The organism is Paenirhodobacter enshiensis, from assembly GCF_000740785.1.
Classification (GTDB): domain Bacteria; phylum Pseudomonadota; class Alphaproteobacteria; order Rhodobacterales; family Rhodobacteraceae; genus Rhodobacter; species Rhodobacter enshiensis.
In genome coordinates this window covers 1-6,468 of record NZ_JFZB01000068.1, presented here as the reverse complement: position 1 = coordinate 6,468, position 6,468 = coordinate 1, and the positions used below count along the sequence as shown (strand labels likewise).

At 53.5% G+C, this 6,468-nt stretch carries 7 protein-coding genes; 5 read left to right on the top strand and 2 right to left on the bottom strand.

The genetic code is table 11. The features are described from left to right. Positions 1-328: 328 nt before the first annotated feature. Positions 329-643: a helix-turn-helix domain-containing protein gene (locus tag CG50_RS15795; RefSeq protein ID WP_245615764.1), complete on the bottom strand. Its 315-nt coding sequence runs from the start codon at positions 641-643 to the stop codon at positions 329-331. Positions 644-786: 143 nt separating this feature from the next. On the opposite strand from CG50_RS15795, the gene CG50_RS16965 reads away from it, so the two are divergent. The 5 genes from CG50_RS16965 (at position 787) to CG50_RS16725 (ending at position 6,124) form a co-directional block, all read left to right on the top strand. After that, complete coding sequence (locus tag CG50_RS16965) at positions 787-1,437, top strand: hypothetical protein (RefSeq protein WP_152559570.1); 651 nt, start codon at positions 787-789, stop codon at positions 1,435-1,437. Between the two features lie 47 nt (positions 1,438-1,484). Beyond that, positions 1,485-1,679 (top strand): hypothetical protein, encoded by a 195-nt coding sequence (locus tag CG50_RS15790; RefSeq protein WP_036640553.1) that lies wholly within the window; start codon positions 1,485-1,487, stop codon positions 1,677-1,679. Between the two features lie 127 nt (positions 1,680-1,806). Beyond that, complete coding sequence (locus CG50_RS15785) at positions 1,807-2,406, top strand: recombinase family protein (protein ID WP_245615763.1); 600 nt, start codon at positions 1,807-1,809, stop codon at positions 2,404-2,406. A 551-nt stretch (positions 2,407-2,957) separates the two neighbouring features. Next, positions 2,958-4,025, top strand: coding sequence for a hypothetical protein (locus tag CG50_RS15780; protein WP_152559569.1), 1,068 nt, complete (start codon positions 2,958-2,960; stop codon positions 4,023-4,025). A gap of 617 nt (positions 4,026-4,642) precedes the next feature. Beyond that, positions 4,643-6,124: a TIR domain-containing anti-phage reverse transcriptase gene (locus CG50_RS16725; protein WP_081880493.1), complete on the top strand. Its 1,482-nt coding sequence runs from the start codon at positions 4,643-4,645 to the stop codon at positions 6,122-6,124. A gap of 113 nt (positions 6,125-6,237) precedes the next feature. On the opposite strand, the gene CG50_RS17365 is transcribed toward CG50_RS16725, so the two are convergent. Further along, positions 6,238-6,468 (bottom strand): hypothetical protein (locus CG50_RS17365; protein WP_211248643.1); only part of this gene is annotated, 231 nt, incomplete at its 5' end.

Genomic DNA, 6,468 nt, shown 5'->3' with positions numbered 1-6,468 from the left:
AAAACTGTCCGGAAAATGGGGACCACCTCACCCTTTTGAACGGCGCGCAGGAACTCGGGTCGCGTGGCTCGGCTCCGGCCCGCGGTAGAACAAGGTATTGTACATGATGATTGGAGCGCACCTCACCTGGACGCCGACCTAGGTGGATCGGAGCGGGTGCGGGGCGACATCCCCCTATGTTTAAGTTGAGTTTGACTGCCCTGCCGAGAGACGCCCCGGCAGGTTGACTTTTCTTGAGACTCGGGGGATGAATAAGGAGTCGGCAACAAACGACACCTATTCAAAAGGCCTTCCTGTTAGCGCAGGAGGGTCTTTATATTTCCCGATGTCAGGTTGTGTTCGCCGCGCTATCCTCCTCTGCTGCGTACCGATCGGGAAAGAGCTCCTGAGGAGTTGTACCAAGCTGATTTGCGATGGCGGACTGCACACGGTGCGAGCGGCGATAGCCTTGGCTGACCACCGTGACACTGCTCTGCTTGATGCCGAGCGCGCGGGCAATTTCCGCCATGCTCGACCCGGCTTGCCGAAGCCTGCACTTCAGCTGCTCATGATTGTGCAAATCTACCTTCATGGCCTGATGCAAGTCCTTAGACTCCGTTCTTACCCACACCATCAGTGATTCGGAGATTGATTCGGTGCGCAAGTTTTCTTCGGCTGCGGGAATACTTCCTCAGATTTTGTTGGGCTGTTTTGCCGATCAAACCGAGAATACCGGCAAGCTTCTGACCTGATGACTTTGCACTGCCGGGTTCCCGCGCGAAGGTTGTCACTGAAGGAGCGCCTCCAGTGACAACGCAACCAAATGAAGAAGAGCGACGACTTCGGGAGGCTCGGGAACAACTCGAGGCGGCCAAGAGCGTCATTGCTGAACTGGAAGGCCAGCGCCTTCGGCGGCACATATCCCGCAGAAAGCCCGCGCGGCCCAAAGCTACGCAGTCAGAGGTGGCGGGTACACAAGCCCAGTCGGTAGATGTCAGCGATGTTGGGGCAAAGCGACAGGCCTTTTTGCGCAAATTGCTGCGGATCAGGGATAAGCCTCGGTTGCCGGAGCCGTCTGAGATCAAACGAATATACGAAGAAATGCCGTCACTGGACGGGGTGGCGAAAGCTTTGAGAGTAGATCGTCGGGCGGCAGTCAAAGCTTTGGCTACCGCAGGGGTCGACATCCGAGAAGATATTGCGAAACAGTGGGACGCGGGCAGCTCTCTTCGTGAACTGCGTCAGCGGCATGGTCCTGGTTGCGATACGATTTCGAGGTGGATCAAGAGCACGGGCCGCGAAGTCCAACCGCGAAACGCCAACCGTCAGTGCGATGAAGCGCTGATCATCGAGACGTATTTAAAGACACGATCCGCGAACAGATGTGCCCAAGCGGCAGGAATTTCATGGGAAAAAGCGCGGAACATCCTGAGGAAGCAGGGAATGTGGGGGAAGTAACCGCTTCATACCAACCACCAAAGGGACCTACCATCAACGAGGGCAGCATGGTCAAGCCGACACATCCGGATCAGCATGAGTTGCACGATTGGCCGATGTACGGCCCGAAGAACCCGGAAATCGCAAGCATGGTGGAACGGCTTGCGTACGATCACGGAATGCGGGTTCGTGACATCGAGGAAGTCATACTGTTGGCGTTACAGGGCAGGCTTCGAGAAGCCGAGCGCATAAGTCGCGACTAACCACTTCAAGCTGTCCGAAAGAGGATCGGTCAACGGACGGTTTTGAACTCGCATCTGGCCTCCACTGCTGCTGGAGAAACATTGTCTCAATAGATTGGTACGATTTGTTTATCGCTGAGCGGACCTCTTGCGTTACATTTCTCCTATGACAGACCTTCGCATCGGCTATGCCCGCTGTTCTACCGACGCTCAGGATCTCGCCGCGCAGCGTGCGGAGCTGGAATCTCTAGGCGTTGCCTCTGATCGCATTTACACTGACCACGGATTCACTGGGCGCAACCGCGACCGGCCTGGACTAGCGCAGGCGTTGGCTGCCGTGCGCGCGGGCGACACGCTGGTTGTTCCCAAGCTTGACCGGCTGGCCCGCTCAGTGCCGGACGCGCGCGACATCGCCGACGGGCTAGCTGAGCGCGGGGTGCGCCTCGCGCTAGGAAGCACGATCTACGACCCGGCCGATCCGATGGGACGGATGTTCTTCAACGTGCTGGCGACCTTCGCTGAGTTCGAAGCCGACCTAATCCGGCTTCGCACCCGCGAGGGCATGGCGGTGGCCCGCGCCAAAGGGAAGCTGAGGGGCAAGAAACCAAAGCTTTCCGACCGGCAGGCGGCGGAGCTGACACGGATGCACGCAACTGGGAAGTATTCGGTATCGGACTTGGCCGAGCTCTTCTCTGTCTCGCGGCCAACCGTCTATCGCACGCTGGCGCGGCAGGGGCCGAAACGTTAATGGCCGACGGCCCCTTTCAACCCTTTACAGCCGACCCTTCCAGCGCCGGCACGGAGTCTGCCGTGGGCAGGATGGGCGGAAAGCGGTCGGTCGAGGTGCGTGGCCGAGCCGGCAGCCCTGGGCGGAAGCAGACTGTTAAGGCGCGGCATCGCTCACGTGGAAACTCGCGTTAGCCGCTGTTCGCACTTGATCCCGCGATTCCGGCCAGCCGTTGACGAGGAGGGTGCGAAGTCGAGCACCACAAACCCATTCCGCCTATCTCAACTCGCTGCAGGCGATCAGACCAGATGGCAAACCAAGAAAAGATTGCCTCCCCACAGCAAATGGCATGTACTAGAGTGCGGGGACTGGCTGCAGTGGGAGTGATTATGTCAGAAGTTGAACGAAGCATTGCAGACGCCCCAAGTGAACATTTGATTGAAATTGAGTTTTACTCACGGAGGGGAAACAAGGACGAGAGTTTAATTAACGGTGGCGGGGATCCGTTTGACGCAAAGTCGCGATGATTCTCCTATTCGTTTCAGCGTCCTGTATATCTTACCTCTATCGAAGTGACCTGCGACGGGTATGCTTCCGATGACAAGTTCGATGTTGAGATTGACCACGTAGACGGTACAAAGCATGAAGAGCGCATTGCGGTAAACTCCGGCACAGTGAAGCTCAGCCTTGGCAAGCTCGCAAATGGCTTTCGATTTCGTCCCGACAAAAAATGGCTTTGCGACCCGAAGATTCTTAAAGTCGCCTCAACTGGATACACACAAGCTGAGTTTCACGAGTTTGAGTGGGCTATCCGGGAGTTTCATCGTAGCGTTGCCGATTTGAACCTACGGGAAAAGAAGCTAGAGGCACAGCAAACTGAACTATCCGCATTGAAGGCAGAGCGCGTTGAGATAGAAAGTGCCGTTGGGAAAGCAAAGGCTGAGTCGGATCAGTTAAATAAGCTCCTCAACTCGACAAAAGAGGATATTGATAAACTGCAGACGCAAGAGAAGGACTTGCGTCAAAAAAACAGAAGCGCCGAAGAAAGCCTTCGGAACTTAATGGCACATATTTCCAAAGAATCCGCACGAAAAGATGAGCTGGTTCGAGAAGTCAGGCTGTTCCCCAGCGAAATAGCTGGCTTCGTCAAGGAAGGCAATAGGAGTATTACGACCTATATTTGGATCGGCGTTCCGTTTCTGGCGGTCTTGATTGGCATCCTAGCCCTGATCTTCGCCAATGCGGTAAACTTGACTCAACTCTACAAAGAAGTTGACAGTATCGACATTTGGACGGTCTTTCTCACTCGGATACCTTTCGTTCTGGTCGCCATCGCCCTAATTGAAGCAAGCGGGTATATCGTCGGCCGCTTGGCTTTCGAAGTGATCAGAATAAATCGTCAGCGTGTAGAGTTCGCCAAGTTGAGCATCATTGCAAAAGATGTTTCGGCTGCCGCTGCTGCTAGAGTTGAAAACATGACCGAACAGGAAGTGTTTGAAGCTGAAACTCAACTGAAGATGGAACTTCTGCGCGAGCATATGAAGAACTACGTCGGTGATGAATTCGAGTACAAGGGAACCGGATTCATCGCGGCCATCAAGGGCGTCGCGGATAGATTGTCGCGAAAGCCAACCGAATAAGGAGGCGATGTTTTCAGGTTCCGCTACGCTAATTATCAGCTCACAGCGCTCCTTGCGTGATCGCGTCGATCCGCAGCACCAATCGAGCGACCGTTGCTGGGGACGTCGCCGCGACGTTGTAGCACTCTGCGGGTGACATCTATGGGCCAGGTGCCATGGTGCCCGGCGTCACACCTGACCGGCGGCTCCGGGCGGCGGGCGCCACGGTGCCCGCGGTCAGTCTCGAGGGACAACTTGATGACGCGGCGCTAACGGTTCAGGCGAGAGGCCCGGCCGGCAGCCCAAGGTGGAGAGCGGACCTTCGCTGCGGACGAGAAAGTACCACGCCCCCCACAAGAAGTCGACATTCAGCGCGGAATCCGGGCCGCTATCCGCTTGGAAGACACGAAGGGCGGTTAACTCTAGAGGATTCAATCAATATTTCTCAAGATTAAGCCTTCACGGCAGCTCGAAAACATGACAGATTTGCGGCAGCTCGACCCTCTACTTGGGGCTGTTGAATCCACGGCTGCTTATTAGAATGTCAGTACACAATCGCGCGGCGCGGTCCGTGCGACATGTGTGATACCCGATGCAAGGTAAAGAGCGAGGGTCGAGCTGATGAGAACGTGTGAAGAATGAACGAACTGGACCTATGTCTCTTCCAACTCAAGATCGCCCATTCCGTTAAAGATGTTTCTTTTGCGCTGAAATTAGATCCTGAGAAATTTTTCTACGTCCTTCAGCATACCGATGACGGAAGATATTATCACACATTTGAGATACCGAAGAAGAACGGTGGAAAGCGTGCAATTGCGAAGCCCCTTCGAGGCCTAGCTTTAGCACAAGACAGGTTAGCCCCTCTACTGCACCATGTTTATAATCCTGGGCCGCACGTAAAAGCGTTTGTCACCGGTTCGTCTTTCGTATCCAACGCTTCCTATCACAAGGGGCAGAGATGGATACTAAATATCGATTTATCAGACTTCTTCCCGTCGATAACTTTCCCGAGGATTCGGGGGCTATTTCTTTCAAAACTTTTTGGATTTAATCCAAACGTTTCTACAATCTTGGCACGAATTTGTACCTTTCAAGGCAGCCTTCCGCAGGGCGCCAGCACTTCGCCCGTACTCGCGAACATTATAGCTAACAGCTTAGATCGGAAGTTCTTAGAAATCGCCCGCTCAGAGAAGATCAAGTACAGCCGATACTCGGATGACATCACATTTTCCTCAAGCAAGAAGTCGATACCTAAGTGTCTAGTTAAATCTTTCCACGATCACGAGGATGGCAGAGAGATAATTTTAGGTAATGACTTGCAGGACGCGGTTCGAGCAGCCGGGTTCTCACTAAACGACCAAAAGACGAGACTTATGACGCCCAATAATCGACAAGAGGTAACAGGGCTTACTGTAAATGAGAGGGTTAACGTTAGAAGGTCGGATATTAATCGCCTGAGAATGGTCATACATTCGGCAAAGAAGGTTGGCTTCGAAGAAGCTTCAAAGGTGTGGTTGCCAGATGGTAAAAACAACTTGCGTGAGCATATTTTGGGTTGGCTAGCCCACATCAGGCAGGTCAGGGGAGCATCTGACCCAGTTTTAGCAAAATTATGCCTGCAGGCCCACGGTGCAGGGCTTACTAAAGTGGGGTGGATAGAGGAGTTAGCTGATATGAGCAAAGATTTTGACGTTTTTCTATCGCATGCCAGCGAGGACAAGGATCGCGTTCGAAAATTGAGCGACGCTCTCACTGCCGGAGGGGTTAAAGTATTTTTCGACGAAAGCTCCATAAAGTGGGGCGACTCTATTGTTGAAAAGGTGAATCACGGACTCTTAAAGTCGCGTTTCTTCATCCCCTTTCTTACGACCACCTTTTCAAAGAAGGGCTGGACCAACAAAGAGCTAAACTCGTCAATATCGATGAATATTTCAAGAAAAGGTAGGATACTGCCAATCAAGTCGGAAGATTTTGAGATTGGTGATAGGTATCCCATTCTGAACGAAACTCTCTACAAAACCTGGCCCAAAAGTTCCGTTGATGAGACTGCTTTCATTCAGGAGGTCGTGGACTCGATCATCAAGCTGATCGAAGAAGACAAGGCGGCACCAAGCGTGTGAGCTATCGGGTTGGATTGAATACCTTGATTTTCAACACCAAGCTCTGCAAGGGCGCCTCAAAGCTGGTCACCTTTCCTACAACAAGATACTGCCTTCACTATGCAACACGTATCTCATTTGCCTTTTTTTCGATGTCTTCTTTTTTGCTCACTGCCGACATCAAGTAGCTGGAAAATGCTGGACGTCACCACCGAACGTCGGGTTCGGTGGGCTGCGGTGCAGCGTTCTCGATCGAGCCCGAATGGCAGCTCAGGGCCGGGAGCGTCAGGCAGCGAGAAGCCGGAGGGACCATGCGGTTTGTCTGCCTCAGCAGTTTCGCCAGGGCATCTAGAGATGACGGTCAA